At 73.0% G+C, this 24,844-nt stretch carries 24 protein-coding genes and 1 pseudogene; 12 read left to right on the forward strand and 13 right to left on the reverse strand.

Features of this window, described 5'->3' with window-relative positions; genetic code table 11:
- Positions 1-90: 90 nt before the first annotated feature.
- The 3 genes from AB0399_RS34910 to AB0399_RS34920 form a co-directional block, all read right to left on the reverse strand.
- Entirely contained in the window at positions 91-1,977 is a 1,887-nt protein-coding gene (locus AB0399_RS34910) for a discoidin domain-containing protein (protein ID WP_366414025.1), read from the reverse strand.
- A gap of 345 nt (positions 1,978-2,322) precedes the next feature.
- Positions 2,323-3,315 carry an ArsR family transcriptional regulator gene (locus tag AB0399_RS34915; protein WP_366414026.1) on the reverse strand — a complete coding sequence of 331 codons (993 nt, stop codon included), beginning with the start codon at positions 3,313-3,315 and terminating at the stop codon, positions 2,323-2,325.
- A gap of 285 nt (positions 3,316-3,600) precedes the next feature.
- Entirely contained in the window at positions 3,601-4,245 is a 645-nt protein-coding gene (locus tag AB0399_RS34920) for an NAD(P)H-dependent oxidoreductase (RefSeq protein ID WP_366414027.1), read from the reverse strand.
- A gap of 85 nt (positions 4,246-4,330) precedes the next feature.
- Between AB0399_RS34920 and AB0399_RS34925 the strand changes: the two genes are divergently transcribed.
- Positions 4,331-5,041 (forward strand): MarR family winged helix-turn-helix transcriptional regulator, encoded by a 711-nt coding sequence (locus AB0399_RS34925; RefSeq protein WP_366414028.1) that lies wholly within the window; start codon positions 4,331-4,333, stop codon positions 5,039-5,041.
- Between the two features lie 23 nt (positions 5,042-5,064).
- Here AB0399_RS34925 and AB0399_RS34930 read toward each other — a convergent pair.
- Positions 5,065-5,595 (reverse strand): annotated as a pseudogene (locus AB0399_RS34930) (class I SAM-dependent methyltransferase); the annotation flags it as partial.
- 221 nt (positions 5,596-5,816) lie between these two features.
- Between AB0399_RS34930 and AB0399_RS34935 the strand changes: the two are divergent.
- Entirely contained in the window at positions 5,817-6,974 is a 1,158-nt protein-coding gene (locus tag AB0399_RS34935; protein ID WP_329367313.1) for a glutathione-independent formaldehyde dehydrogenase, read from the forward strand.
- A 103-nt stretch (positions 6,975-7,077) separates the two neighbouring features.
- Here the strand turns inward: AB0399_RS34935 and AB0399_RS34940 are convergent, their stop codons facing one another.
- The 6 genes from AB0399_RS34940 to AB0399_RS34965 all read right to left on the reverse strand — a co-directional run bounded on the left by AB0399_RS34940 (position 7,078) and on the right by AB0399_RS34965 (position 12,963).
- Positions 7,078-8,163 (reverse strand): S-(hydroxymethyl)mycothiol dehydrogenase, encoded by a 1,086-nt coding sequence (locus AB0399_RS34940; RefSeq protein ID WP_328466278.1) that lies wholly within the window; start codon positions 8,161-8,163, stop codon positions 7,078-7,080.
- Between the two features lie 185 nt (positions 8,164-8,348).
- A complete protein-coding gene (locus tag AB0399_RS34945) occupies positions 8,349-8,594 on the reverse strand; it encodes an SCO5918 family protein (protein ID WP_328466276.1) in 246 nt (81 codons plus the stop codon).
- A 181-nt stretch (positions 8,595-8,775) separates the two neighbouring features.
- A complete protein-coding gene (locus AB0399_RS34950) occupies positions 8,776-9,855 on the reverse strand; it encodes an acyl-CoA desaturase (RefSeq protein WP_366414029.1) in 1,080 nt (359 codons plus the stop codon).
- Complete coding sequence (locus AB0399_RS34955; RefSeq protein ID WP_366414030.1) at positions 9,852-11,498, reverse strand: DEAD/DEAH box helicase; 1,647 nt, start codon at positions 11,496-11,498, stop codon at positions 9,852-9,854. Before AB0399_RS34955 ends, AB0399_RS34950 begins: the two co-directional genes overlap by 4 nt.
- A gap of 219 nt (positions 11,499-11,717) precedes the next feature.
- The gene (locus tag AB0399_RS34960) at positions 11,718-11,921 is read right to left on the reverse strand and encodes a cold-shock protein (protein WP_010986199.1); all 204 of its coding nucleotides are present in this window, start codon (positions 11,919-11,921) and stop codon (positions 11,718-11,720) included.
- A gap of 280 nt (positions 11,922-12,201) precedes the next feature.
- On the reverse strand, positions 12,202-12,963 hold the full coding sequence (locus AB0399_RS34965) for a hypothetical protein (RefSeq protein WP_366414031.1): 762 nt from the start codon (positions 12,961-12,963) through the stop codon (positions 12,202-12,204).
- A 344-nt stretch (positions 12,964-13,307) separates the two neighbouring features.
- Here AB0399_RS34965 and AB0399_RS34970 point away from each other — a divergent pair, with 344 nt between their 5' ends.
- Both AB0399_RS34970 and AB0399_RS34975 read left to right on the forward strand, forming a co-directional pair.
- The gene (locus AB0399_RS34970; RefSeq protein WP_329367320.1) at positions 13,308-14,108 is read left to right on the forward strand and encodes a hypothetical protein; all 801 of its coding nucleotides are present in this window, start codon (positions 13,308-13,310) and stop codon (positions 14,106-14,108) included.
- Positions 14,105-14,977 carry a class F sortase gene (locus AB0399_RS34975; RefSeq protein ID WP_366414032.1) on the forward strand — a complete coding sequence of 291 codons (873 nt, stop codon included), beginning with the start codon at positions 14,105-14,107 and terminating at the stop codon, positions 14,975-14,977. The genes AB0399_RS34970 and AB0399_RS34975 overlap by 4 nt, the downstream gene beginning before the upstream one ends.
- A 12-nt stretch (positions 14,978-14,989) precedes the next feature.
- Here AB0399_RS34975 and AB0399_RS34980 read toward each other — a convergent pair whose 3' ends face one another.
- Positions 14,990-15,967, reverse strand: coding sequence for a D-alanyl-D-alanine carboxypeptidase (locus AB0399_RS34980; protein ID WP_366414033.1), 978 nt, complete (start codon positions 15,965-15,967; stop codon positions 14,990-14,992).
- Between the two features lie 209 nt (positions 15,968-16,176).
- Between AB0399_RS34980 and AB0399_RS34985 the strand changes: the two genes are divergently transcribed.
- From AB0399_RS34985 to AB0399_RS34995, 3 genes are all read left to right on the forward strand, one after another.
- On the forward strand, positions 16,177-16,911 hold the full coding sequence (locus tag AB0399_RS34985; protein WP_366414034.1) for an alpha/beta fold hydrolase: 735 nt from the start codon (positions 16,177-16,179) through the stop codon (positions 16,909-16,911).
- Positions 16,912-17,204: 293 nt separating this feature from the next.
- On the forward strand, positions 17,205-18,314 hold the full coding sequence (locus AB0399_RS34990) for an ATP-binding cassette domain-containing protein (RefSeq protein WP_366414035.1): 1,110 nt from the start codon (positions 17,205-17,207) through the stop codon (positions 18,312-18,314).
- Positions 18,311-19,174: an ABC transporter permease gene (locus AB0399_RS34995; protein ID WP_329367329.1), complete on the forward strand. Its 864-nt coding sequence runs from the start codon at positions 18,311-18,313 to the stop codon at positions 19,172-19,174. The genes AB0399_RS34990 and AB0399_RS34995 overlap by 4 nt, the downstream gene beginning before the upstream one ends.
- Before the next feature lie 126 nt (positions 19,175-19,300).
- Here AB0399_RS34995 and AB0399_RS35000 read toward each other — a convergent pair whose 3' ends face one another.
- Together AB0399_RS35000 and AB0399_RS35005 are read right to left on the reverse strand one after the other, a co-directional pair.
- Complete coding sequence (locus tag AB0399_RS35000; protein WP_329374158.1) at positions 19,301-19,672, reverse strand: CrcB family protein; 372 nt, start codon at positions 19,670-19,672, stop codon at positions 19,301-19,303.
- Between the two features lie 2 nt (positions 19,673-19,674).
- A complete protein-coding gene (locus AB0399_RS35005; RefSeq protein ID WP_366414036.1) occupies positions 19,675-20,148 on the reverse strand; it encodes a CrcB family protein in 474 nt (157 codons plus the stop codon).
- A gap of 211 nt (positions 20,149-20,359) precedes the next feature.
- On the opposite strand from AB0399_RS35005, the gene AB0399_RS35010 reads away from it, so the two are divergent.
- Genes AB0399_RS35010 through ureC form a run of 5 tightly spaced genes read left to right on the forward strand, consistent with a single transcriptional unit; the run spans position 20,360 to position 24,754 of the window.
- A complete protein-coding gene (locus AB0399_RS35010; RefSeq protein WP_329367333.1) occupies positions 20,360-21,319 on the forward strand; it encodes an urea transporter in 960 nt (319 codons plus the stop codon).
- Between the two features lie 51 nt (positions 21,320-21,370).
- The gene (locus tag AB0399_RS35015; RefSeq protein ID WP_329367336.1) at positions 21,371-21,676 is read left to right on the forward strand and encodes an urease subunit gamma; all 306 of its coding nucleotides are present in this window, start codon (positions 21,371-21,373) and stop codon (positions 21,674-21,676) included.
- Positions 21,677-21,699: 23 nt separating this feature from the next.
- The gene (locus AB0399_RS35020; RefSeq protein ID WP_366414037.1) at positions 21,700-22,578 is read left to right on the forward strand and encodes a cobalamin biosynthesis protein CbiX; all 879 of its coding nucleotides are present in this window, start codon (positions 21,700-21,702) and stop codon (positions 22,576-22,578) included.
- On the forward strand, positions 22,575-23,030 hold the full coding sequence (locus AB0399_RS35025; RefSeq protein WP_366414038.1) for an urease subunit beta: 456 nt from the start codon (positions 22,575-22,577) through the stop codon (positions 23,028-23,030). The genes AB0399_RS35020 and AB0399_RS35025 overlap by 4 nt, the downstream gene beginning before the upstream one ends.
- The gene (gene ureC, locus AB0399_RS35030; RefSeq protein WP_366414039.1) at positions 23,030-24,754 is read left to right on the forward strand and encodes an urease subunit alpha; all 1,725 of its coding nucleotides are present in this window, start codon (positions 23,030-23,032) and stop codon (positions 24,752-24,754) included. The genes AB0399_RS35025 and ureC overlap by 1 nt, the downstream gene beginning before the upstream one ends.
- Positions 24,755-24,844 lie beyond the last annotated feature (90 nt).

Raw genomic sequence — 24,844 nt, forward strand, 5'->3', positions numbered from 1 at the left:
GTGCGGGCCGGTCCTGACAGCCCGGCCCGCACGGCTCAGTGGAAGGGGCGCCCTGGTGCGGCGGGGAGTTGGCACCAGGGCGCGTCCGGATCAGGTGCCGTAGACCTGGAACTCCCAGAGGGAGTACCCGTACTGCGTGGCCCGCTGCGTGCCGTACAGGCGCACGTAGCGGCCCGATCCGGTCACCGGCAGCGTCTGCTCGCCGCCGGTCCCGCTGGTGGTGGAGTAGACCGACGTCCAGTTCTGGCCGTCGGGCGAGGTCTGGATCTGGAACGCCGTCGCGTACGCGGGTTCCCAGTCGAGCTTCACCTGGCTGATCGTGTGCGTGGCGCCGAGGTCGACCTGGAGCCACTGCGGGTCGGAGAAGCCGCTCGACCAGCGAGTGCCGGTGTTGCCGTCGACCGCGGCGGACGCCGGGAAGCTCGCGTTCTCCGTGGAGGAGGCGGTGGCCGTCTTGCCCTGGGACAGCAGCGTGCCCGTGCCGCCGCCCGGGTTGCCGCCGTCCGACGGCGTGCCGTACAGCGCCAACTCGTAGAGCGAGTCGCCGTACTGGCTCGCTCTCGCGGTCGCGTAGACCCGCACGTAGCGCGCCGTGGTGTTCAGCGCGGTGTCCTGGAGGTCCTGCGGGCTGTTGTTGTTGGTGTAGACGGTGGTCCAGTTCTGGCCGTCGGCGGAGACCTGTAGCTGGTAGGCCGATGCCGCGGCCGCCTCCCAGGTGAGGCTCGCGTGCGTGAGGGCGTAGGACTGGCCGAGGTCGACCTGGACCCACTGCGGGTCGGAGAAGCCGCTCGACCAGCGGGTGGAGATGTTGCCGTCGGTCGCGTTGGACGCCGGGAAGTCCGCGCTCTCGTTCGAGGAGGACGTGGTCGGCTTGCCCTGCGCGATGTTCGGGCCGAGGTCGCCGGCGGCCGGCTTGTTGTAGACGGCCACGTAGTCGATGTTCATCTGGCCGCCGGACGCGGTCGCGGCGGTCGGGCCGCCGCCGAAGGCGCCCGGGAAGGCGCCGCCGATCGCCAGGTCGAAGATCACGTAGTAGCTGTGGTCGACGGCGTTGGCCCAGGTGGTGGCGTCCACCTGGCTGGAGTTGATGGTGAAGTACTCGGCGCCGTCGAGGTAGTAGCGGATCTGCTCGGGCGACGTCGAGCGGTCGATCTCCACCGCGTAGGTGTGGTACCCGGTCTGGCAGCCCGCGCAGGCGCGCTCACCGGAACCGATGCCGGTCGACTCGTTGCACGGCCCGCCGGGGCTCACCCCGCAGTGCAGCGTGCCGAACACCGAACTGCGGGCGTTGATGTCCTCCATGATGTCGACCTCGCCGGAGCCCGGCCAGCCGACACCGACCCGCAGCGGCGAGCCCAGCATCCAGAACGCCGGCCAGTAGCCCGCGCCGCTGGTGGTGTTGAGGTTCGGCTGCTGGATCGACGCCTGGACGCGCACCACGCCGCCCGGCCGCGCGCCGAACCCGTCCGCCTGCGTCTCCACCCGGCCGGACGTCCAGCCGGAGTTGGGGTCGGTGCCGTCGTGCAGCGCCTTCAGCACCAGGTGGCCGTTGCCGTCGTGGTAGACGTTGGAGGTGCTGTTGGTCGTGGTCTCGATCTCGCCGGTGCCGAAGTTCGCGCCGGCGCCGTCGTCGTAGCGCCAGGTGCCGGTGTCCAGCGCGGAGTTGGCGGCGCCGTTGAAGTCGTCGCTCCAGGTGGTGCTGAACCCGGCCGGCGCGGCCGGCACGTCGGAGGGTGCCGCGGCGGGCTTGGCGGCGGCCGCCTTCACCGCCTTCACCGCCGGCGCGGCCTTCGCGGCCGTGCTCGTGCGCGCGTCGGCGCCCGTGGTGGCCATCGCGGACGGCGAACCGGCCAGGGCGAGGCCGGTGAACGCCGCGACCGCGGCGATCAGCCCGACCACGGCGCGGCCGCCGCGTATCCCGTGCCGTGCACCGCCTCGACGGCGCGGTGGTGGTACGCGCGTTTCTGGGGTGGACATGCGTGTCCTCCCTCTCCTTCTCCTGTGGGGGGTTGTGGGGGGTCGTGCGCGTTGCCGGTCGGAGAGAACCCGGCAATGCCTGAGAGCGCTCTCAGGCACACCCAGGAGAATCGGCCCTGGCTCCGAGCGGTGTCAAGAGAACGGCAACGTTTACGGAGTCGAGCCGCGCGGCTGCCCGGAATCCGCCGGGTACCGGTCACCCGGAAGTCGTCGGTGCGGGCGGCTCGGAAGCCGTCGGCGCGGGCGGCCCGGATCGGCCTGGGGCACGCGTGCTCGGCCCGGGTGCTCCGCCTCGGCTGTTCCCCCTTGCGGGCGGCGGGACTTGGGGCGGCGCCGCCCCACGGGTCAAGGTGCCGACAGGAGTTGGGCGCCCAAGGGGGTGAGGGTGTGGTGGACGGCGCGGCCGGTGCGATGGGTGGTGAGCAGGCCGGCATCGCGCAGGACGCTCGCGTGTTTGGAGGCGGAGGCCGCCGACAGGCCCGCGCGTGCGGCGAGTTGGTTGGTGGAGGCGCCGTCGGCGGCGACCTGGAGGACGGCGGCGCGGCTGTGCCCGAGGAGGGCGGCCAGCGCGGTGCGGCGGTTGTCGGGCCGGGCGAGGTGGGTGAAGAGGGCGGGATGGGCGCCGCCGAAGACCTCGTAGTAGAGGGCGGGTTGCTCGTCGGCGGGGTCGCAGGGCACGTAGGTGCTGAACGCGCCCGGCGCCAGGACGAGGCCGCGTCCGCCGAGCCGGTACTCGTCGCCGTCGCCGTGCCCGTCGAGTTCCAGCACCGGCGGCCGCCAGCGCATCCGCGGGTGGAGGCCGCGCAGCACGGACTCGACGCCGCCGTGCAGGAGTTGGCGGCTGCGCACGGCGCGGTCGGCGGCGAGCGCGGCGGCCAGCCCTTCGCGGTACGGGGCGACCGCCACGCGGTGGTAGGCGCGTACGCGGGCGGCGAGGCGCGCGGTCTCGTGCGGACGGGCGTCGGCGAGGTCGCGGACCGTCCGGGGCGGCAGGTCGCGGTGGCGCGCGATGTAGTCGATGTCCGCCCGCAGCGACTGCCGGGGCGTCGCCCGTAACCGCTCCAACTCCTCGTCCAGCGTGCGCAGTCCGGCGTACGGTCGCAGGAAGCGGGGCACGGGGTGGGACGGCGCGGTCGGCGCCAGCTCGGCGAACGGGTCGTACCCGCCGTCGGTCGACGCCCGCAGCCCGGCCCGTACGGTGCGGCGCCACAGGTCGAGGCCGGGCGAGGGCGGTCCGTGGCCGAGCCGGTAGACGCTGAGGCTGGTCATCGCCAGCGGGCTCGGCGCGGGTGCCAGCCGGGTGCGGGCCAGGTCGTCCAGCGTGAAGTGGATGTGCATGATGCCCGCCTCCCCGCCCGACCCGGCCGCGTCGTTTCGGGCAGGATCGAAAAGTCTTCCCTCACGTCCTTTGTACACGGCACGCTGAGCGGGCGCGGCGCTTCCGTTCGTCTGGGTTTACGGGGGGCGAACGGACGTGCCGGGCACCGGATTCGGCGACCCCGTGGCGGATGACGGCACGCGGACGACGTCGTAGCGGACGGCGGGACGGGAGGAGCGCCGGCGTGGGCCCCCACCGGCAGGTGGTCCCGGGTGCCAGGGGTGCGCGGCACCCGGGAGGGTCGGTCAGACCGCTACCGGCGACTTCCACAGGTCGTCGATCGCGGCCTCGGCCGCCGCCAGGCTCTCCTCGGCCAGCGGCACCAGCTCGGCCATCGCCGGGTTGCTCCCGGCAAGCGTCAGCTCCGCGGTGATGAAGCGCGGCTCCAGGCCGGTCAGCGACAGACCGTGCGGGAGCCAGGGCTCGGCGTGGTCCCAGCCCTCGCGGGGCGTGCCGGCGCCGTAGCCGCCGCCGCGGGCCGCGAGCACCACCATCTCGCGCCCGCCGAGCAGCGGTGCCATCGTCTCGCCGTCCACCGAGAGCCCCGGCGCGATGAGGTGGTCGACCCAGGTCTTGACGCCGCTGGGGGCGCCGAAGTTGTAGAGCGGCAGGCCGAGCAGGACGGTGTCGGCCGCCTTGACCTCGCCGACGATCTCCTCGCTCAGCGCCCAGGCGGCGGCCTGCTCGGGAGTGCGGTCGCCCGCGGGAACGGCGCCGGAGTGCACGGTGGCGGGGACCAGGTGGGGCAGCGGGTGCGCGCCGAGGTCCCGGTAGGTGACGGTCCCGCCCGGGTGGGCCGCGCGCCAGACGGCGGCGGCGCGCGCGGTCAGCTTGCGGCTGACGGACCGCTCGCCCTGGATGCTCGCGTCGATGTGCAGGAGGTGAGGCATGTCGTTGACCTTCCACAGATGGTTTGTGTAGCGCCAACGATTTATAGCACGTCACCATTCCCGGCGGACTGGGTAGACTCAAGGAATGGCCTCTCTGCCCGTGCTGAACCAGCCGCCGAGGCGGTCCGGAGCGCTGCTCGACCAGCTCGCGCGGCGGATGCGGCTGCGCGGGGAGTCCGTGCTGGCGCCGCTCGGGCTGCGGCCGCGCCACCTGGTGGCGCTCACGGTCCTGCGGGACCTGCACGGCAGCACCCAGCAGGCGCTGTCCTCGACCCTCATGCTGGACCGGGCCAACGTCGTCGGGCTGCTCAACGAACTGGAGGCCGACGGCCTGGTGGAGCGGCACCGCTCACCGGAGGACCGGCGCCGCCACATCGTCAGCCTCACCGACCCCGGCATCCGGCGGCTGGCCGCGGCCGAGTTCGCGCTGGCCGGTGCCGAGGACGACGTCCTGGGCGCCCTCGACCCCGCGCAGCGCGACACGCTGTACGAACTGCTGCGGATCGCCGCGGCCGGCCGGCCCGCCCCCGACCGGGTGGAGGCGCTCGGCGGCCTGAGCGCGGACGAGGCCGCGCAGGATCAGCTCGCGGGCTCCCCCGGCGCCGGGCCCGGGTCCTGCCTCACCGACGACGACGCGTGCCTCGCGGCATCCGACCCCTGCGGCTCCGACGCGGGCTCCCGCCCCGACGCCCGCTCCGACGCCCGCTCCGGCGCCGACTCCTGCCGCGAGGGCTCCGCCGCCACCGCGCTGCCCAGCGACATCGCGCCGACGAAGCGCGGCGCGCCCTCCTCGTAGAACACGTCCAGCTCGGTCAGCGTGAAGCCCGCGCCGGTCAGCAGGTCCGGGATCGGACGGGTGAGCCGGCAGCCGCCGGCCAGCCGGCGCTGGAACGGTTCGAGCCGCCGCTGCCAGCGCCGCACCTCCGCGTCGGGCGCGAGGCCGTGCTCCACGAACCGCAGGGTGCCCCCCGGCCGCAGCACGCGCCGTACCTCCCGCAGGGCGGTGTACGGGTCCGGGATCGTGCACAGCGTCCAGGTGGAGACGGCCGCGTCGAAGATCGCGTCGGCGTACGGCAGCGCCTGCCCGTCCAGGCCCGAGCGCAGCACCGGTACGGACGAGGCCCGCACCCGGCCGCCGGCCAGCCGCCAGCCGGTGTCCGAGGGCTCCACGGCGTCCACCCGGGTCACGGCGGGCGGGTAGAAGGGCACGTTGCGCCCCGAGCCGAAGCCGATCTCCACCACCGCGCCGGTGAGTTCCGCGCAGACCCGGCGGCGCAGCACCGCGGCCTGCCGCGATCCGCAGGCGGCGTCGACCAGCCGCGGCAGCACCCGCTCCGAGTAGACGCCCATGGCCGCGGCCCCCTTGTGACGCTCCTCCCGCCAGTCTCGCACCGTGACGGCGCCGCCGGACCCCTTCGACGCCCGCGCCGTCCGTCCGTTTCCCGCCCCGACGACGCGACGTGCGCGCCCGCCCCGTCGGCCGCCGCCCCGCCGGCCTGCGCGCGCCGAGGCACCGTTTTGAGTTGCCCTGCCCCCGGGTGTTCGCTGGAAGGACCACGGAGGTGGTGAACATGAAGGCTGTCGTCTACCAGAAACCCTTCTCCGTCGCGGTCGCCGATGTCGACACTCCCGGCATCCAGCACCCCAACGACGTGATCGTCCGCGTCACGTCCTCCGCGATCTGCGGATCGGACCTGCACATGTACGAGGGCCGCACCGCGGCCGAGGCCGGCATCGTCTTCGGCCACGAGAACCTGGGCATCGTCGAGGAGATCGGCTCGGGCGTCGCGTCGCTGGCGGTCGGGGACCGCGTGGTCATGCCGTTCAACGTGGCCTGCGGCTTCTGCAAGAACTGCCTGGCCGGCAACACCGGTTTCTGCCTCACGGTGAACCCCGGGTTCGCCGGCGGCGCGTACGGCTACGTGGCCATGGGGCCGTACCTCGGCGGGCAGGCCGAGCACCTACGGGTGCCGTTCGCCGACTTCAACTGCCTCAAGCTGCCGCCGGGCGAGCAGTTCGAGACCGACTTCGTGCTGCTCGCCGACATCTTCCCGACCGGCTACCACGGCTGCGAGCTGGCCGAGGTCTCCCCCGGCGAGTCCGTCGCGGTCTACGGTGCCGGCCCGGTCGGGCTGATGGCCGCCTACTCGGCGCTGCTGCGCGGCGCGGCCAAGGTCTTCGTGGTCGACCGGGTGCCCGAGCGGCTGGCCAAGGCCGACGCGATCGGCGCGGTGCCGATCGACTTCACGCAGAGCGACCCGGCCGGGCAGATCCGTGACCACACCGACGGCGAGGGCACCGACAAGGGCATCGACGCGGTCGGCTACCAGGCCCAGGGCCACGACGACGGCCGCGACACCGGCCACGAGGAGCCCGCGAGCGTGCTCAACTCCCTGGTCGAGACGGTCCGTCCGACCGGCAGGCTCGGCGTCCCCGGCCTCTACGTGCCGTCCGACCCCGGCGGCCCCGACGAGCACGCCCGCCACGGCCAACTGCTCGTCTCGATCGGCAAGATGTTCGAGAAGGGGCAGCGGATGGGCACCGGGCAGTGCAACGTCAAGCAGTACAACCGCCAGTTGCGCGACCTGATCACCGCGGGCCGGGCCCGCCCCAGCTTCGTGGTCAGCCACGAACTCCCCCTGGAACAGGCCCCCATGGCCTACGAGAAGTTCGACCAGCGGGTGGAGGGCTACACCAAGGTCGTCCTCCACCCCGCCCTGGCCGCCTGACCCCCACCCCACCCGATCCCCGGGCCGACCACCACCCGCCGCCGGCCCGGGACCACCGACGTCAAACCCGGTGCACCCCGCACTGACCGGATCGACGTGGTCGTCAGAGCACGACCACCGAGCGGAGGACGTCACCGTCGCGCATGCGGGTGAAGGCTTGTTCGACGTCGGGGAGTTCGATGGTCTCGGTGACGAACGCGTCGAGGTCGAGGCGGCCTTGGAGGTAGAGGTCGATCAGCATCGGGAAGTCGCGTGAGGGCAGGCAGTCGCCGTACCAGGAGGACTTCAGGGCGCCGCCGCGGCCGAAGACGTCGAGCAGGGGGAGTTCGAGCTTCATCTCCGGGGTGGGCACGCCGACCAAGACCACCGTGCCGGCCAGGTCCCGTGCGTAGAAGGCCTGCTGGTACGTCTCGGGGCGGCCGACCGCCTCGATCACCACGTCGGCGCCGAAGCCTCCGGTCAGCTCGCGGATCGCCTCGACCGGTTCGCTGGTGCGGGAGTTGACGGTGTGGGTGGCGCCCAGGCGGTGCGCGGTGGCGAGCTTGCGGTCATCGACGTCCACCGCGATGATCCGCGCGGCGCCCGCCAGCCGGGCGCCGACCACCGCGGCGTTGCCCACCCCGCCGCAGCCGATCACCGCGACCGAGTCGCCCCGGCCCACGCCACCGGTGTTGAGGGCCGCGCCGAGCCCGGCCATCACCCCGCAGCCCAGCAGCCCCGCGGCGGCGGGGGAGGCCGCCGGATCGACCTTCGTGCACTGTCCGGCGGCCACCAGCGTCTTGTCGGCGAACGCGCCGATGCCCAGCGCGGGCGACAGCTCGGTGCCGTCGAGCAGCGTCATCTTCTGCCGGGCGTTGTGCGTGTCGAAGCAGTACCAGGGCCGGCCGCGCCGGCACGCCCGGCAGTTCCCGCAGACCGCACGCCAGTTGAGCACCACGAAGTCCCCGGGCTCGACCTCGGTCACCCCGGCGCCGACCGACTCGACCACACCGGCCGCCTCATGGCCGAGCAGATACGGGAAGTCGTCCCCGATGCCGCCCTCCCGGTAGTGCAGGTCGGTGTGGCACACCCCGCACGCCTGCACCGCGACCACGGCCTCACCCGGCCCCGGGTCCGGTACGACGATCGTCTCGACGCCGACCGGGCCGCCCTTGCTCCGCGCCACCACACCCCGCACCTGCTGCACCACGGCATCCACCTCTCTGCGTCTGGGACGACCTCGCATTGTCCCGGGATGCGGGGCGCCGCGCGACCAGCCACGCAGCGCCCGCGCCCGCCGGAGACAGGAACCTGGAACAAGAACCGGTACGGAAACCGGTACGGGAACGGGGCGACCGCGCGCCGGCCGCCCCGTACCGAACCGGCGCTCCCGAACTAGCCGGCCGTGGTGCTGTGCAACGGGAACCCGAGCGCCTGCATCGCCCGCTCCACTTCGCCCGCGTTGAAGTCGCGCCGGTCCTGGCGGGTGAGAGCCGCGCCGACCTGCATCAGCGGGTAGCGGACCCCGCCGATGTCGACGGAGCTGCCGGTGACGGGCTCGGGAGTGACCCCGCTCATCACCTGCTCCACCTCGGAGGGGTGGAAGTAGAAGTGGTGGCGGGCGATGGTGACGCGCATCATGCCTCGACAGGGGAGAGGGGACAGGGCCGAAAACTCCACACTCTCATGTTTCCGGCAGGGGGCATACCTGCTGTTCGACCGCCCCGGACCGCCCCGGACCGCCCCGGCCGGCGCCGTGGAAGGCGTCGTCCGAGGCGGGTCCGGGGACCAGGTCCGGGTCCAGGACCGGGACCAGGTCCGGTCAGGTGGTGGTCGCGGCCCGCAGCGGCGCGCCGACGTCGTGCAGATGGCGCAGCGCCTGCGCGTAGGAGGAGACCAGCCCGCTCTCCGCGTAGGCGATGCCCAGTTCCGCGCAGTACGCCTTCACTATCGGCTGGGCGCGCCGCAGGTGCGGCGTGGGCATGCTCGGGAAGAGGTGGTGCTCGATCTGGTAGTTCAGCCCGCCGAGCGCGATGTCGGTCAGACGCCCGCCGCGCACGTTGCGCGAGGTGAGCACCTGGCGGCGCAGGAAGTCGGGCCGGTCCTTGCCGGTCAGCGTCGGCATGCCCTTGTGGTTGGGCGCGAAGGTGCAGCCCATGTAGACGCCGAACACCGCCTGGTGGACGGCGACGAACGCCAGCGCCTGGAGCGGGGTGAGGATCAGCAGCAGCGCCGTGATGTACGCGGCGATGTGCACGCCGAGCAACACCGCCTCCAGGGTGCGCTGCTTGTACGCGGGCCGGAACAGCGCCCGCACCCCGGCCACGTGCAGGTTCATGCCTTCGAGGGTGAGCAGCGGGAAGAACCAGTACGCCTGGCGGCCGCCGATCCAGCGGGCCACGCCGCGGGCGTTGCGGGCCTGGCCCTGCGACCAGACCAGGATGTCCGGGCTGACGTCCGGGTCCAGTTCCTCGTGGTTGGGGTTGGCGTGGTGGCGGGTGTGCTTGTCCTGCCACCAGCCGTAGCTCATGCCGACGCAGAGGTTGCCCGCGATGCGGCCGGCGGCCTCGCTGGGCCGGCGCAGCCGGAACACCTGGCGGTGGGCTATGTCGTGGGCGACCAGTGCGATCTGGGAGAAGAGCACCCCCAGCACGCCGCCGATCGCCAGCTGCCACCAGGTGTGGCCGAGCATCGCGAACGCCGTCCACGCGCCGATGTACAGCGCGGCGACGCCGCCGATCCGGGCCACGTAGTAGCCGGGGCGGCGCTTCATCAGGCCGGAGTCGGTGATCCGCCGGGAGAGCGCGGAGAAGTCGCTTCCCTCGCAGGGCGCGCCGTCGTCGGCGGCCTTGTCGGGGAGCGGTGCGGCGGTGGCGAGCGCGGCCGCCGCGGCGGGCCTCACGCGGCGCGCCCGCGGGGTTGCGCGGTGCGGGCGCCGCCGGAGCGGGTGCCCCCTGAGCGGGAGCCGCCCGAGCGTCCGGCGGAGGTCCCCGCCGAGCCGCCGGCGGAACTGCCCGCCCCGCGGCCGGAGCCGCCGCCGGTGCGTGCGGCGTTGCCGCCGCCGCGGCCCGCGCCGCCCCGGCCGGAACCCGCGCCGGAGGCGCCGCCCGCCCGTGGCCTGCGCCTGCTGCCGCCGCGTCCGGTGGAGGTGCCGGAGGCGTGCGCCGCCGGCACCGGTGCCGCGATGGTGACCGGCACCCCGGAGGGCACCCGGGCACCGGTGATCCGGGCCAGTTCCTCGTCACCGGAGTGCACCCTCGCGGTACGCGGGGTGATCCGGGCCTTGGCCATCAGCCGTTCCATGTCGCGGCGCTGGTCGGACAGCACCAGCGTCACGACGCTGCCGGACGCGCCCGCGCGGGCGGTACGGCCGCCGCGGTGCAGGTAGTCCTTGTGGTCGGCCGGCGGATCGACGTTGACCACCAGGTCGAGGTCGTCGATGTGGATGCCGCGCGCGGCGACGTTGGTGGCCACCAGCGCGGTCACCTCGCCGTTCTTGAACTGGGTGAGGGTACGGGTGCGCTGCGGCTGGGACTTCCCGCCGTGCAGCGCGGCCGCCCGTACGCCGCTGGCCAGCAGGGTCTTGGCGAGCCGGTCCACGGCGCGCTTGCTGTCCAGGAAGAGCAGCACCCGGCCCTCGCGGGCGGCGATCCGCACGGTGGCGTCGCGCTTGTCCTCGCTGGTCACGTGGAGCACGTGGTGCTCCATGGTGGCGACGGCACCGGCCGACGGGTCCACCGCGTGCACCACCGGGTCGGACAGGAACCGGCGGACGAGGGTGTCCACGTTGCGGTCGAGGGTCGCGGAGAACAGCATCCGCTGGCTGCCCGGAACCACCTGGTTCAGCACCGCGGTGACCTGGGGCAGGAAGCCCATGTCGGCCATCTGGTCGGCCTCGTCGAGCACGGTGATGACGACCCGGTCGAGCCGGCAGTCGCCGCGCTCCACCAGGTCCCGCAGCCGGCCCGGGGTGGCGACGACGATCTCCGCGCCGCCGCGCAGCGCCGCGGCCTGGCGGCTGATCGACAGCCCGCCGACGACCGTGGCCAGCCGCAGGCGCAGCGCCCTGGCGTACGGGGTGAGGGCGTCGGTGACCTGCTGAGCGAGTTCGCGGGTGGGCACGAGCACCAGCGCGAGCGGCTGGCGCGGCTCGGCGCGCTGCCCGGCGGTGCGGGCCAGCATGGCCAGCCCGAAGGCGAGGGTCTTGCCGGAGCCGGTGCGGCCCCGGCCGAGGACGTCGCGGCCGGCCAGCGAGCTGGGCAGCGTCGCGCCCTGGATCGGGAACGGCACGGTGACGCCCTGCCGGGTCAGCTCCTCCGTCAGCGCGGCGGGCATGTCCAGCTCGGCGAAGGTGGTCGCGGCCGGCGGGGCCGGGGTGACCGTGGTGTAGACCGACTCCTCGGAGCCGGTGTCGGCGGGGCGTCCGCCGGAACGGCCGGAGCCGCGGGAGGCGCCGGGGCGGCCGCCGCCCTGCTGGGGGCCGCGCGGCTTGCGCCGGGCGCGGGCCGGACCGCCCGAATAGGACTGGCGATTTCTTTCAGGCATGCGTGAAGCCTTCCTCGAAGGCGGCGCGTGCCGAAAAAGACTCCGCAAAAGGTGACATCAGGCGGAGACCCGCAGAACGAGCCGGAGAGATGAACAGCGGAGGAGGTGAACTGCGGTGGAACGGAAAACGTCCATCCGTCCGGGATTCGCACCCAGGTACGGAAAAGCCGGGCCCCGCGCCCAAAGTAGCGGGACCCGGCTCGAGTACTACTCGTCCGATCAGGCCGGGACGATGTTCTCCGCCTGCGGGCCCTTCTGGCCCTGCGTGACGTCGAAGGTGACCTTCTGGCCTTCCTGGAGCTCACGGAAGCCCTGGGTGGCGATGTTCGAGTAGTGGGCGAAGACGTCGGCGCCGCCGCCGTCCTGCTCGATGAAGCCGAAGCCCTTTTCCGCGTTGAACCACTTAACGGTACCGGTTGCCATGTCTAACTTCCTCTGATGGTGCAGTTCCCGAACTCGCACTTTACGAGCCAGGTGTCGCTGCAATGACCCCATCTGGAGGCCGGAAAACAAAATGCGCCCGAGGGTCACATCCCGTCAGGCGCACACAGAGTTCATGGGTACCACAACCGCAACAATTAAACGGTAGCACACCTGCGGCGAAGTGCGCAGTACCGCCGCCGCGCCGCAGCCGTACCCAGCCGTGCCACGGCCGGGTGAGCTGGCAGAACGTGATCGTCCGGCCGGCGCGCCCGCCGGACGATCAGTGCCGCTGCTGGGCCTTCATCACGTCCCGCATCGCCGCGACCAGCGCGCCGCGGTACCGGTTCAGGTCGTCGGGGCTCGCCGGGCGGCCGCGCAGCGAGTTCGCCACGGCCGGGTCGGGGGCGAGGTCGTTGAAGCCGGTCAGGGTGAGCGAGAAGACGGCGCCGCCGTGCAGCACCCGCAGCTCCTCCGTCTGCGTGCTGATGGTCAGCAGATACGCCTCGTCGCCGAGGCCCGGGACGGCGGTGTCGTGCTCGGCCGGGGTGAGGTCGCCGGTGTCGAGGCCGCGCTGGTCCTCGAACTCGGCCCGCGGGTCGGTGCGTTTGTGCAGGTCGATGGTGACGAACACCTGGTACCTGCTGGTGACGGCGCCGGGGGTGCGGGCCCCGACCGACAGGGTGCAGTGGATCTGGTCGAGCGCGGGGCCCAGGTGGGCGGCGGCCGGGGTGACCGCCTCGGTGTCGGTGGCCTTGAGCGCGGTGGTGAGCGCTGCGAGGCCGTCGCCCGCGCAGGGGCTGGCGCCGAGCGTGTAGCCGTGCAGGTCGGGCCCCGCGCGGCGGTGGTCGTCGTACAGGTGCAGGCCGGCCGTCCACAGCGCGGACGCGACCGCGAGGCCGCCGAGTCCCCAGGTCCAGTGCCGCCGCGGCGGGAAGCGGAACCGGGAGCGGCCGCGGGTGCCGCGGGTGTCGTCGGCGTTGTCGGCGATCACATCGGGTCCGGGCTCCTCGGAGCCGCCGGTCAGTTCCGGCTCGGTGATCACGGCGTCCCTCCTCTCTCCTCGTCTCCTCGCGAACGGCCCGCCGGTGTGTGTATGCCCCGGCCGCGCCGTCCGGACCGACTTCCATGGGGTTTGTTCGGTGTCGAGGGCCCCGCGGGTTGCCCGGCGGCGCCTCCCCGTGGCGGCAGGGGGATCGCGCGGGCGACCGGCCACCGGCCGGTGGCCCGTCAACTCGCCCCAGCGGCCCGGGCCCCCGGGTCCGCTTATCGCACATACGGACCAACCCGCGGGGCGCCCCGCTCCGAATGGCTGGGTGGAGAGCCCCTCCACCCGGCGCGCCGGCCCCCAGCCGGCTCGTTGGTTCCCGCCCGAGCGAAGGACACAGCATGCAGCACACCAGCGCACGCGTATTGACGGCGATAGCGGTGGCCGCGGTCCCGCTGGCACTCCCGGCGGCGGCGTGGGCGGCGCCCGCCTCGCCCGACGTCCCGTGGGTGAGCTACCAGGCGACGCTGGACCCGGTCACCGCCAACCACGTGACCGGCAGCGGCACCGCGATGGTCCAGCTCTCCGGCAACACCGCGAAGATCACCGTGACCGCGTCCGGCCTGGTCGGCGGCGCCTCCCCGCACGCGATGCACCTCCACGTGGACGGCGGCGGGGTCTGCCCGAAGCCGAGCGAGGCCAAGCAGCACAACGGGCACAGCTCCACCGACGTCGCCGACGCGATGAAGGACTACGGCATGATCGGCACGTCGCTGACCACCAGCGGCGACAGTTCGGCCAAGAGCGCCCTGGCCGTCACCCGCTTCCCGTCCGGCTCGACCGTCCACTACAGCCGCACGCTGGAGGTCAGCGACGACGTCGCGGCCAACCTGAAGTCCGGCAAGGCGGTTCTGGTCGTCCACGGCATCGACTACAACGGCAACGGCAAGTACGACGACGTGCTCGGCGCCAGCGAACTGGACAAGTCGCTGCCCGCGGAGGCCACCGACCCGGCACTGTGCGGCGCGTTCACGACCTCGCAGATGACCACGATGCCCGGCGGTGGCGCGGACACCGGCGACGGCGCCACCCAGCACGGCCGCACCGACACGGGGATGGTCGCCGGCGGCAGCGCCGCGGCCCTGCTCGGCCTCGGCGTCGGCGGCTACGCGCTGCGCCGCCGGAACACCGCGGGCCGATGAACGACGACCCGGCGGGAGCGGCGGGCTCCGCGGACCCCGCGCGCGCCGGCCGTCCGGAAGGTCCGGACGGCCCGGCGTCCGCGGGCCCCGGCGCGCCGGGTGACCCGGTCGGCCCGGACGACCCGATCGGCCCCGCCGACCCGATCGGCCCCGCCCGCAAGGAAGTCGCGGACGCGGGCCCGGGGCGTACGCGGAACTCGCGCCGTACGGCGGCCTTGCTGGTCGCCTTCGCGGTGGCCTGCGTCGCCACCGGCGTGACGGTGATCCTGGCCGGCGCCGGCGGCGGTGCGAAGCCGCCGCCGCAGGCGGGCCCGGCCGCCGCCGGCACCATGCCGGGGATGCCCGGCATGCCGCACGTGACCGCCTCGGGGCCGCCCGCGCCGACCACCGCGGCCGGCACCCCGGCCGCCGGCGGCGCGCTGCCCGCGTCCCGCCCGACCGAACTGGACATCCCCGCGATCGGCGTCCACTCCGACCTGCTCGACCTGGGCCTGAACAAGAACGGCACCCTGGAGGTGCCGGGCAAGCCGCTCCAGGCCGGCTGGTACCACAACTCGCCGGCGCCCGGCCAGGTCGGCCCGTCGGTCATCCTCGGCCACGTGGACTCGTACGCCACCGGCCCGGCGGTCTTCTACAAACTCGGCGCGCTCCGCCCGCACGAGCGGATCACGGTGACCCGCGCCGACCGCAAGACGGCTGTCTTCACGGTCGACGCGGTCCGCTCGTACCGGAAGAGGGCCTTCCCGACCCTCGACGTGTACGGGAACACGTCCGACCCCGAGCTGCGCCTGATCACGTGCGGCGACTGGAACTCCCGCACGCGCAGCTACGACGGGAACACCGTCGTCTTCGCGCACCTGGCGACGTGACGTGCCGTCAGGTCACTTCTTGAAGGCGTAGTCCATCAGCTTCTTCGCGTCCGAGGTGCGCGCGGACACCGAGGAGGAGGAGAGCACCGTGCCGATCACGGTCTTCTTGCCGCGGGTGGCGGCGAAGACGAGGCAGTAGCCGGCCTCGGGGCCCGAGCCGGTCTTGACGCCGATGGTGCCGGAGTAGGTGCCCAGCAGGGTGTTGGTGTTGGTCCAGGACATGTAGCGGTAGCCGCCGGACTTGGTGGTGACCTTCTGCTTGGTCGACTTGGTCTTCACGACCGTGCGGAAGGTCGAGTACTTCATCGCGTTGCTCGCGAGCTTCGTCAGGTCGCGCGGCGTCGAGTAGTTCTTGCCGTTGCCTATGCCGTCGAAGGAGTCGAAGTGGGTGTTCTTCAGACCGAGCGACTTGGCGGTGGAGTTCATCGTGCCGATGAAGGACTTCACCCGGGCGGCGCGGGTGGAGCCGGTGCCGTACTTGTCGGCGAGCGCGTAGGCGGCGTCGCAGCCGGACGGCAGCATCAGACCGTAGAGCAGCTGCCGGACGGTGATCTTGTCCCCGACGATCAGGTGCGCGGACGACGCGCCCTTGGAGACGATGTAGTCGCTGTACGCCTTCTGCACGGTCACCTTGGCGTCCAGGTTGAGGTGCTTGTTGGCCAGGACCACCCGGGCGGTCATGATCTTGGTGGTCGAGCCGGTGGAGCGGCGGGTGTCGGCGGCCTTGGTGAAGAGGGTGGCGCCGGTGCCGTTGTTCATGACGTAGCCGCCCTTGGCGACGATGGACGGAGCCTTGGGCGCGGCCTTCGCGGCGGTCTTGGCGGCCGTGGCGGTCTTGGCCGCGGTGGTCGCGGCGCTCTTCGCGGTGGCGGGCGCGGCCTGCGGGGTGGCCTGGGCCGCGGGGGCGGCGAGCGCGCCCGCCGCGAGGAGGGCGGCGGCGGTGACCGCCGCGGCCGAGACCCGGCGGATGCCGCTGATGTCGGTTCTCACTACTGCTCCAGATGTTCGTGGGGCGGCGTGCGGAAGTGCCGCTCTGAGGAGAGACGTTGGGCGTGGCCCAACGGTGCGTCCTCGCAGGCAATATTTTCTGATATTCCATTTGATTGGTACCCGGGGGGCCGGGTTTCCGCGGGTACGGCAGACTCCTGCGGTGGCCCCGCGGTTCGCGGCGCGCGACGGGTGCGGTGAGGGGGGTGGGCGTGACGGAGCGGGGCGAAGAGCGGCTCGTGGTACGGCGGTTGCCTCCGGCGGCCGCCGGGGCGGTCCTGCTGCTGCACGGCGGCTACGAGCAGGACACCCGCGCGCCGTCCCGGCTGAACGTCCCCGCCCTGCGGATGCGGCCGTTCGCCACCGCCGTGGCCCGGGCCGCCGGGGGCCGGGGTGTGGCCGTCGCCGAGGCCCGCTACCGGTACCGGGGTTGGAACGGCGGGCGGGCCGACGCCGCGCGGGACGCCGCCGAGGCGGTCGAGCGGCTGGCGGAGCTGACCGGCGGAGCGCCCACCGTGCTGATCGGCCACTCCATGGGCGGGCGGGCCGCGCTGCGTGCGGCCGGCGCCGCGCACGTGGCCGGCGTGGTCGCCCTCGCGCCCTGGTGCCCGCCGGGCGAACCCGTCGCCCAACTCGCCCACCGTCGCCTGGTCTTCGCGCACGCCACCGCCGACCGCGTCACCTCGCCCGCCGAGTCGTTGCGGATGGCGGCCGATGCCCGCGCGGCCGGCGCCCAGGTGGCCCGGTACGAACTCCCCGGCGGCGACCACGCGATGCTCCGCCGGATGCGGGCGTGGCACCGCTTCGCGGCCCTCGGTGCCGCCGCCCTGCTCGGTCTCGCACCCGTGCCGGCCGAGATGTCCGCGGCCTTCGCCCGCCGCCCTGGCGACCCGGACGGCCTCGCCCTCCCGCTGCCCCGGGCCGCGTCGCCGCGCTCGTTGCCGTGAGCAGTGAACCGTGAGCCGTGACCGGAAGGGCCCGCCGGTTCGCGGCGCCCCGCACGCGCTGCACCTGCCGTACCGCGGAGAGCGACGGAAGCCCGCTCGGCACCGCCACCCCGCTCGCGTGGCCGCCGGAGGGCCGAGTACCGGGGCCGGGCGCCGTCCAGGCCCGCCCGGACCTCGCGGCCCGGCCGCTCCGCCCGCCCGCTCGGCCGGGTCGCCGCCCCTCTGCGGTCCTGCCCGCCCGGAGCAAGAATGGAGGTGGAGGCAGTTCCGCTATGCCCGAGCGAGGTGGTCCCGTGGACCAGGCAGCCATCAGCGTCTCCGGCCTCAGCAAGCAGTTCGGTTCCGTCCAGGCACTGGACTCCGTGGACTTCGACGTCGAGCCCGGCACCGTTTTCGGCCTGCTGGGCCCCAACGGAGCGGGCAAGAGCACCGCGATCCGCATCCTGACCACGATCGTGCGCCCCAGCAGCGGGCGCGCCGAGGTGCTGGGGCACGACGTCGTCAGCGAAGCCGTCACCGTCCGGAACCTGATCGGGCTGGCCGGGCAGTACGCGGCGGTGGACAAGAACCTCACCGGCCGGGAGAACCTGCGGCTGATCGGCCGCCTCACCCACGTCCGCCGCTCCCGGATCAGGCGGCGCGCGGGCGAGCTGCTGGAGCGCTTCGACCTGACCGCGGCCGGCGACCGCCCCGCGCGCACCTACTCCGGCGGCATGCGCCGGCGGCTGGACGTCGCCGCCGCGCTCGTCCCCGACCCGCCGGTGCTCTTCCTCGACGAGCCGACCACCGGCCTCGACCCGCAGAGCCGTATCGCGCTGTGGGAGATGATCCGCCAGCTGGTGGCCGACGGGACGACCGTGCTGCTGACCACCCAGTACCTGGAGGAGGCGGACCAGCTCGCCGAACGCGTCGTCGTCATCGACCACGGCCGGGCCATCGCCGACGGCACCCCCGCGCTGCTCAAGGCCGACCTGGGCAACACGGTCATCGAGCTCGACATGGGCGAGCCCGGCCGGGCCGTGCGGGCCGCGGAGGCGCTGCGCGACCGGGTGCCCGAGCCGCCCGACGTCGACGGCGTACGGCTCCGGCTGGTCTCTCGGGAAGGGTCCCGGCCGCTGCTCGGGGTGCTGCGCACGCTGGACGAGCGTGATCTGGTGCCCGCCGCCGTCGCGGTCAGGGAACCCAGCCTCGACGACGTCTTCCTGCAGTTGACCGGGCACCTCAGCGGTCCCGCGTCGCCCTCGGAAGGCGCGGACCCGCCCGCCGACGGCGATCCGCCGCCCGACGACGGTGAGTCCCGCGCCGACGGTGAGCCCCGCGGCGACGATCCTCCCCGCGGCGACGAACCCCGCGGCGGCCCGCCTCCCGGCGGCGGCTCCTCCTCCGCGGGCGCGGCCTCGTGACCGGGGCCGCCGCGTTGCGCCGCTACGCCGGCCGCGGAGGCGCGGACACCGGCGGCGCCCTGTCGCCCGGCCCGCCCACCCGGCCGCTGTCGCGCCTGACCCGCACCGCCCAGGACGGCATGGCGGTCGCCTGGCGGAACCTGATCGGGCTGCGCCGGGTGCCCCGGCTGCTGGTGTTCTCCACCATCCAGCCGCTGGTCTTCGTGCTGATGTTCCGCTACGTCTTCGGCGGGGTCGTCTCCCCCGCGCTGCACGGGGTCAGCTACGTCGACTTCCTGATCCCGGGCATCTTCGTGCAGACTGCGGTCTTCGGCGCCATGAACACCGCGATCGGCCTGGCCACGGACATGCAGACCGGGCTGATGGAGCGGTTCCGGTCGCTGCCGATGGCCAGATCGGCGGTACTGGTCGGCCGGACCCTGGCGGACCTGGTGCGGAACGTCTTCGTCGTGGCGCTGATGACGGCGGTGGGCTTCGCCATCGGCTTCCGCATCCACGCCGGGGTGCCGGCCTTCCTCTGCGGAATCCTGCTGGTGCTGGCCTTCGGGTTCGCGATGTCCTGGATCTTCGCGGTGGTCGGCATGGCGGTCGGCGACCCGGAGACCGCGCAGGCCGCGGCCTTCCCCGTCCTGGCCCCGCTGGTCTTCGCCTCCGCGGCCTTCATCCCGGTCAACACCATGCCCGGCTGGCTCCAGGCGTTCGCCCAGCACCAGCCGGTGTCCCGTACCGCCGAGGCGGTCCGTGCCCTGGTGCTCGGCGGGCCGACCGTCAACGACGTCTGGCAGGCGCTCGCCTGGGACGCGGGCATCGTCGCGGTCTTCGCGCCGCTCGGAGTGTGGCTCTACCGCCGGGCGGTATGACGTCGCGGCGCCCCTCCGACCCGCGCCCGTAAGCCTGGCCGTCCGCTCCCGTAAGCCCGGCCGTCCGCTCCCGTACCCCCGCGGAGCCGCGCCCGTAAGCCCGGCCGTCCGCTCCCGTACCCGCCCTCAGAACGCCGCGGCCGCCGCCGCCCCTGCGAAGGACAGCCCCACGCCCGTCCCCACGGTGAGCAGCAGGTAGGCCGCCGCGGTGACCAGTCGCCGCTTGGAGGTGAGCGTCAGCAGCTCGTACGAGAACGTCGACCACGTGGACAGCGCGCCGCAGAAGCCCGCGCCGAGCAGGTAGGTGCGCTCGGGGGTGAGGTGGGCGCCCATGCCGGTGCGCACCACGTAGCCGAGCAGCAGCGCGGCGGCGGAGTTGGCGGCGAAGGTGCCCAGCGGGAAACCGCTGGACAGGCGGTGGTTCGCCTCGGCGCCCAGCAGGTAGCGGATCGGCGCGCCCACGAGCGCGCCGGCCACCACGAGCAGCCAGTCGGCCACCGTCATCGCCCGCCACCTCCCGTGGCCCGCACGCGGGTCAGGAGTGCCCGGGTGCCGAGCGCGCCCACCGTCACCGCGGTCAGCGCCGCCGCCGGCGTCAGCAGCAGGTCCCCCACCGCGTAGCCGGGCTGCCCGCGGTGGAAGAGCAGCCGCACGTTGTCGGTGTAGTGGGAGAACGACGTGAAGCCGCCGAGCACCCCGGTGCCGAGCAGCGGGCTGATCAGCCGGGGCGCGTTCGGGAACCCGAACTTGACGGTCGCCATGAGGATGCCCATCAGCAGGCAGCCCGTCGTGTTGACCAGCAGGATCGTCCAGGGGAAGTCCGGCGGCTGGTAGTCCGGCCACAGCCGTTCGGCGCCGACGCGCGCGCACGCGCCCGCGGCCCCGCCGACCGCGACGGCGGCCACCACCGGCACCTGGGCTCCCGGGTGGTGGTCCGGGTGGTCACGGCGGCTCATGGCGATCTTGTGCGGCATTCCGCCACATTGGCAGGTTCTTCCCGCCGACTTGCCACGCCTCCGCGTGGGGCGACGCGTTTTTGGTCCGAGCGGGTGTGATTCCGCGGCCGCTTCGAGCAGGCAGCCCATTCGACGTAAAGATTCTGCCAAGCTGCTCCCGCAGTCCCCGCCCACTTCCCTCCGGGATGTCCGTTGGTATTTCGGTATTCCGCCGACGCTGGGATTTCCCTTGTCCATCGCAGAACCCGATTTCCTCCGGAGGATCGAGAGGAAACAGCCGCACGGTTTTCTCGTCGCGAGCGTGCGCGGTGTGGGCCAGGTCGATCTCCAGCCCTGTATCTGGACCGGCGTGCTCATCCTGGCCGGGCTGTGGGCCGCGGGCTGGCGGATCGGGCTGTTCGCGACGATCGGCACGCTGGTGTCGACCGCCACCGCCCACCTCGCCGGGGTCGACCGCTCCAACATCGCGCTCGGTCTGCAGGGCTACTGCGGATGCCTCACCGGGGTCGCCCTGGTCACCTCGCTGGGCGCCCACACGTCCACCTACGCTCTCGCCGTCGTCGGCGCGATCATGTGCACCGTGCTGATGGGCGCGCTCACCGTCCTGTTCAAGCCGTACGGCCTCACGGCGCTCACCGCACCCTTCTGCCTGGTCTCCGGGATCATGGTGGTCGGGGCGTCGTCCTTCAGCCGGGTCTGGCACGGCGCGGCCCCCGCGGGCTTCAGCAACACGGGAAGCACCTCGCTGTCCTGGAGCAACCTGTGGCACGCCTTCTTCACCAACGTGTCGCAGGTCTTCCTGGTGGACAAGTGGTACGTCGGCCTCATCATGCTGGTCGGCCTGGCCTGCGCCGGAGTGCGCGTGCTGCTGTGGACGGTGGCCGGCAGCGTCGTGGGCATCCTCGCCGCATGGGCCCTGGGCGCGCCGGCGTCGTCCATCGCCAACGGCATCTACGGCTACAACGCCGTCCTCGTCGCCATCGCCATGGGTGCGGTCTTCCTCGCCGCGACGGTGTGGAACGGCGTGTACACCCTCGTCGCCGCCGCGGTCACCACGAGTCTCACGGCGGCGTTGACGGCGATCTTCAAGACGTTCGGCGGCCACACCTTCACCTGGCCGTTCATCCTCACCACATGGGCGTTCATGGCGGCTGTCCCGGTGCTGACCCGATTTCGGCCGGCCGACTGACCGCCCGACGACCCGCCTTTCCCTGCTGGACTCCCCGAGGAAGGTAACGACGTGAATCTCGCCCCTCGCGAGGTAGACAAACTGCTGGTGTACGTGGTGGCCGATCTGGCACGGAAACGCCAGGGCCGCGGTCTTAAGCTGAATTACAGCGAGTCCGTCGCACTGATCACCGAGGCGATTCTGGAAGCCGCCAGGGACGGCAAGAGCGTGGCCGACTGCATGGAACTCGGCCGGCATGTCGTCGGAGAGGACGACACCATGCCGGGCGTGCGCGACATGCTCGGGCTGCTCCAGGTCGAGGCGTCCTTCGTGGACGGCACCAAACTGGTGTCCTGCCACGACCCCATCGGCGGCTGACCGCGGTGCCGGAGCGCTGCCGGGTGGTCGCCGTCCGCGGCCACGAGGCCGGGTCCGGGCAGGAACTGTCGGAGTCGGCCGGCCCCGAGGTGCCCGTGGTCGGCAGCGGTCGCGAACTGTTCCGGTGCGTCTCGCGGCTGCGCGGCCAGGGCGAGCAGGTGTGCGTCGTCCCCATGACGCTGGGCCGGCACCCGGACCTCGTCGCGGACACCGCCCGTACCCTGCGGGCGCTTCCGGCCGGCGAGCGGCACGGCACGGTGCTCGCCGAGCCGTTCGGCACCTCGCAGCACCTGGTCGCCTGGCTGCGGGCGGCGGCGGGCCGGATTCCCGCGGACAGCGCCCTGCTGCTCACCGCGCCGTCCGGGGACCCGTTCGACGACGCCGAGTTGTACCGGCTCGGCAGCCTGGTCGGCCGGCACGGCGGTCACGAGCTGGTCGAGGTCGCGTTCCTCGGGGGCACGCCCGATCCGGGCGAGGGCGTACGCCGCTGCGCGCTGCTCGGCGCCTCCGCCGTGACGCTGCTGCCCGCCGCTTTCGTGCCGCCCGAGATCCCCGGCGACGCCCGGGTGCCGGTCCACCGGCACGGCCCGCTGCTCTCCCCGGCGGCGCTGGCCCGGGTGCTCGCCGAGCGGGTCGCCGACGCCCGACGCCGGTGGACCGAGCACGGTGACGACGGCGTCGCCGCCGCGCTGGGCTACGCCGACGACCACGGCTACGCCCACACCCACGGCCCCGGCGTCCATGACCACGGCCATGGCCACGTCCATGACCACGGCCACGAGCACAGCCACGGGCTCGCGCACGAGCACGGCCACCCCCACGCGCACCCGCATCAGCACCCACCGGCGCCTCACCATCCGCCCGCCCCTGGTGCGGGCCAAGTCAACAGGAGTACGTCATGACGCCCCGTCAGAAGTACCTGTACGGCGAAGGTCCGATCGAGATCAACGCCGGCCGCCGCACGGTCAAGCTCTCCGTCAGCAACACCGGTGACCGGCCGGTCCAGGTCGGTTCGCACTACCACTTCTTCGAGGTGAACTCGGCGCTGCTCTTCGACCGGCAGCAGGCGCTCGGCATGCACCTCAACATCGCGGCCGGCACCGCCGTACGCATCGAGCCCGGCGACACGCGGGAGGTCGAGCTGTGCGAGTACGCCGGCACCGGCCGCCTCGTGGGCTTCAGCGGGCTGCTCAACGGCAGCACCGCCTCCCACCCGATCAGGGTCGAGGCGGTGCGCAAGGCGATCGAGCGCGGCTACCAGGGCGCCCAGGAGTCGGCCGGCACCGACTCCGGTGCCGCCGGGACACCTCCGAAGCCCACCAAGAAGTCCCAGCAGAAGAAGGGTTCGCACTGATGCCGATCCTGCCCCGCAAGCAGTACACCGACATGTTCGGTCCGACCGTCGGTGACCGCTTCCACCTGGCGGACACCAATCTCGTGGTCGAGGTCGAGAAGGACTTCAGCGAGGGCCAGTACGGCGACGAGGTCCTCTACGGCGGCGGCAAGACCATGCGGGACGGCATGGCCTCCGACCCGCAGGCGACCGCCGCCCAGGGGGCGCTCGACACCGTCATCACCAACGTCGTGGTCATCGACCCGATCGTCGGAGTCGTCAAGTGCGACATCGGCATCAAGGACGGGATGATCGCGGGCATCGGCAAGTCGGGCAACCCGCAGACCCAGAACAACGTCCACCCCGACCTGGTCATCGGGCCCGGCACCGAGGCGATCGCCGGCGAGCACCTCATCGCCACCGCGGGCGCCATCGACAGCCATGTGCACCTGATCGCCCCGCAGCAGGCCGAGCAGGCCCTCACCAACGGCATCACCACCCTGATCGGCGGCGGCACCGGACCGTCCGACGGCTCCAACGGCACCACCTGCACCCCCGGCCCGTACAACATCGCGCGACTGCTGCAGGCGGCCGAGGGCCTGCCGGTGAACCTCGGCATCATGGCCAAGGGCAACGGCAGCCTGCCGGAGGCGCTCAACGAGCAGATCGTCGCCGGCGCGTGCGCGCTGAAGGTCCACGAGGACTGGGGCGCCACCCCCGCGGTGATCGACAACGCGCTCAACGTGGCCGACCGGCACGACGTGCAGGTGGCGATCCACACCGACAGCCTCAACGAGTCCGGCTTCTTCGAGGACACCCGCTCGGCGATCGACGGCCGCACCATCCACACCTTCCACAGCGAGGGCGCCGGCGGCGGTCACGCCCCGGACATCATGCGGGTCGCGGGCGAGCCCAACATCCTGCCCTCCTCGACCAACCCGACGCTGCCGTACACCCGGAACTCCGTGGACGAGCTGCTGGACATGGTGATGGTCTGCCACCACCTCAGCCGCGACATCCCCGAGGACGTCTCGTTCGCCGACAGCCGGGTCCGGGCCGAGACGATCGCCGCCGAGACGGTCCTGCACGACCTCGGCGTGATCAGCATGTTCTCCTCCGACTCCCAGGCGATGGGCCGGGTCGGGGAGTCGGTCACCCGCGCCTTCCAGACCGCGCACCACTGCAAGGACCAGTTCGGCCCGCTCGAGGGCGACTCCCCGCGCAACGACAACCAGCGGGTGCTGCGCTACCTGGCGAAGCTCACCATCAACCCGGCGATCGCCACCGGCATCTCGGACCACATCGGCTCGATCGAGAAGGGCAAGATCGCCGACATCGTGCTCTGGCCGATCCACTCCTTCGCCGCCAAGCCGAAGATGGTGATCAAGGGCGGCATCATCTCCTGGGCCCAGATGGGCGACCCCAACGCCTCGCTGCCGACGCCCCAACCGGTGATCTACCGGCCGATGTTCGGGCAGTACGGCAAGGCGCTGCCGTCCACGCACGTCACCTTCATGTCGCAGGCCGGCATCGCCGCCGGGGTCCCGGCCGAACTGGGCCTGCGGCGCAAGATCCTGCCGGTCGGCCGTACCCGCACCATCGGCAAGCACAACATGGTGCGCAACAGCGAGCTGCCGGACATCAGGATCGACCCGGAGACGTTCAAGGTCACCCTCAACGGCAAGGTCGCGACCATCGATCCGGCCGCCGAGCTGCCCCTCAACCACCTGTTCTTCCTGGTCTAGGGCATGTACCGCGACGAGCAGGGCGAGACGTTCTTCGCCCCCAGCCACTGCTTCTCCAGCGCGGTCAGCGAACCGTCCTGCCGCATCCGC

The organism is Streptomyces sp. NPDC088194 (assembly GCF_040702025.1).
In the GTDB taxonomy this organism is placed as follows: Bacteria; Actinomycetota; Actinomycetes; order Streptomycetales; family Streptomycetaceae; genus Actinacidiphila.

What these genes read in the sequence shown, in the direction of transcription:
- AB0399_RS34910 (WP_366414025.1), bottom strand. Translation starts at nt 1,977, where the DNA reads ATGTCCACCCCAGAAACGCGCGTACCACCACCGCGCCGTCGAGGCGGT.
- AB0399_RS34915 (WP_366414026.1), bottom strand. Translation starts at nt 3,315, where the DNA reads ATGCACATCCACTTCACGCTGGACGACCTGGCCCGCACCCGGCTGGCA.
- AB0399_RS34920 (WP_366414027.1), bottom strand. Translation starts at nt 4,245, where the DNA reads ATGCCTCACCTCCTGCACATCGACGCGAGCATCCAGGGCGAGCGGTCC.
- AB0399_RS34925 (WP_366414028.1), top strand. Translation starts at nt 4,331, where the DNA reads ATGGCCTCTCTGCCCGTGCTGAACCAGCCGCCGAGGCGGTCCGGAGCG.
- AB0399_RS34935 (WP_329367313.1), top strand. Translation starts at nt 5,817, where the DNA reads ATGAAGGCTGTCGTCTACCAGAAACCCTTCTCCGTCGCGGTCGCCGAT.
- AB0399_RS34945 (WP_328466276.1), bottom strand. Translation starts at nt 8,594, where the DNA reads ATGATGCGCGTCACCATCGCCCGCCACCACTTCTACTTCCACCCCTCC.
- AB0399_RS34955 (WP_366414030.1), bottom strand. Translation starts at nt 11,498, where the DNA reads ATGCCTGAAAGAAATCGCCAGTCCTATTCGGGCGGTCCGGCCCGCGCC.
- AB0399_RS34960 (WP_010986199.1), bottom strand. Translation starts at nt 11,921, where the DNA reads ATGGCAACCGGTACCGTTAAGTGGTTCAACGCGGAAAAGGGCTTCGGC.
- AB0399_RS34970 (WP_329367320.1), top strand. Translation starts at nt 13,308, where the DNA reads ATGCAGCACACCAGCGCACGCGTATTGACGGCGATAGCGGTGGCCGCG.
- AB0399_RS34975 (WP_366414032.1), top strand. Translation starts at nt 14,105, where the DNA reads ATGAACGACGACCCGGCGGGAGCGGCGGGCTCCGCGGACCCCGCGCGC.
- AB0399_RS35005 (WP_366414036.1), bottom strand. Translation starts at nt 20,148, where the DNA reads ATGCCGCACAAGATCGCCATGAGCCGCCGTGACCACCCGGACCACCAC.
- AB0399_RS35025 (WP_366414038.1), top strand. Translation starts at nt 22,575, where the DNA reads ATGACGCCCCGTCAGAAGTACCTGTACGGCGAAGGTCCGATCGAGATC.
- ureC (WP_366414039.1), top strand. Translation starts at nt 23,030, where the DNA reads ATGCCGATCCTGCCCCGCAAGCAGTACACCGACATGTTCGGTCCGACC.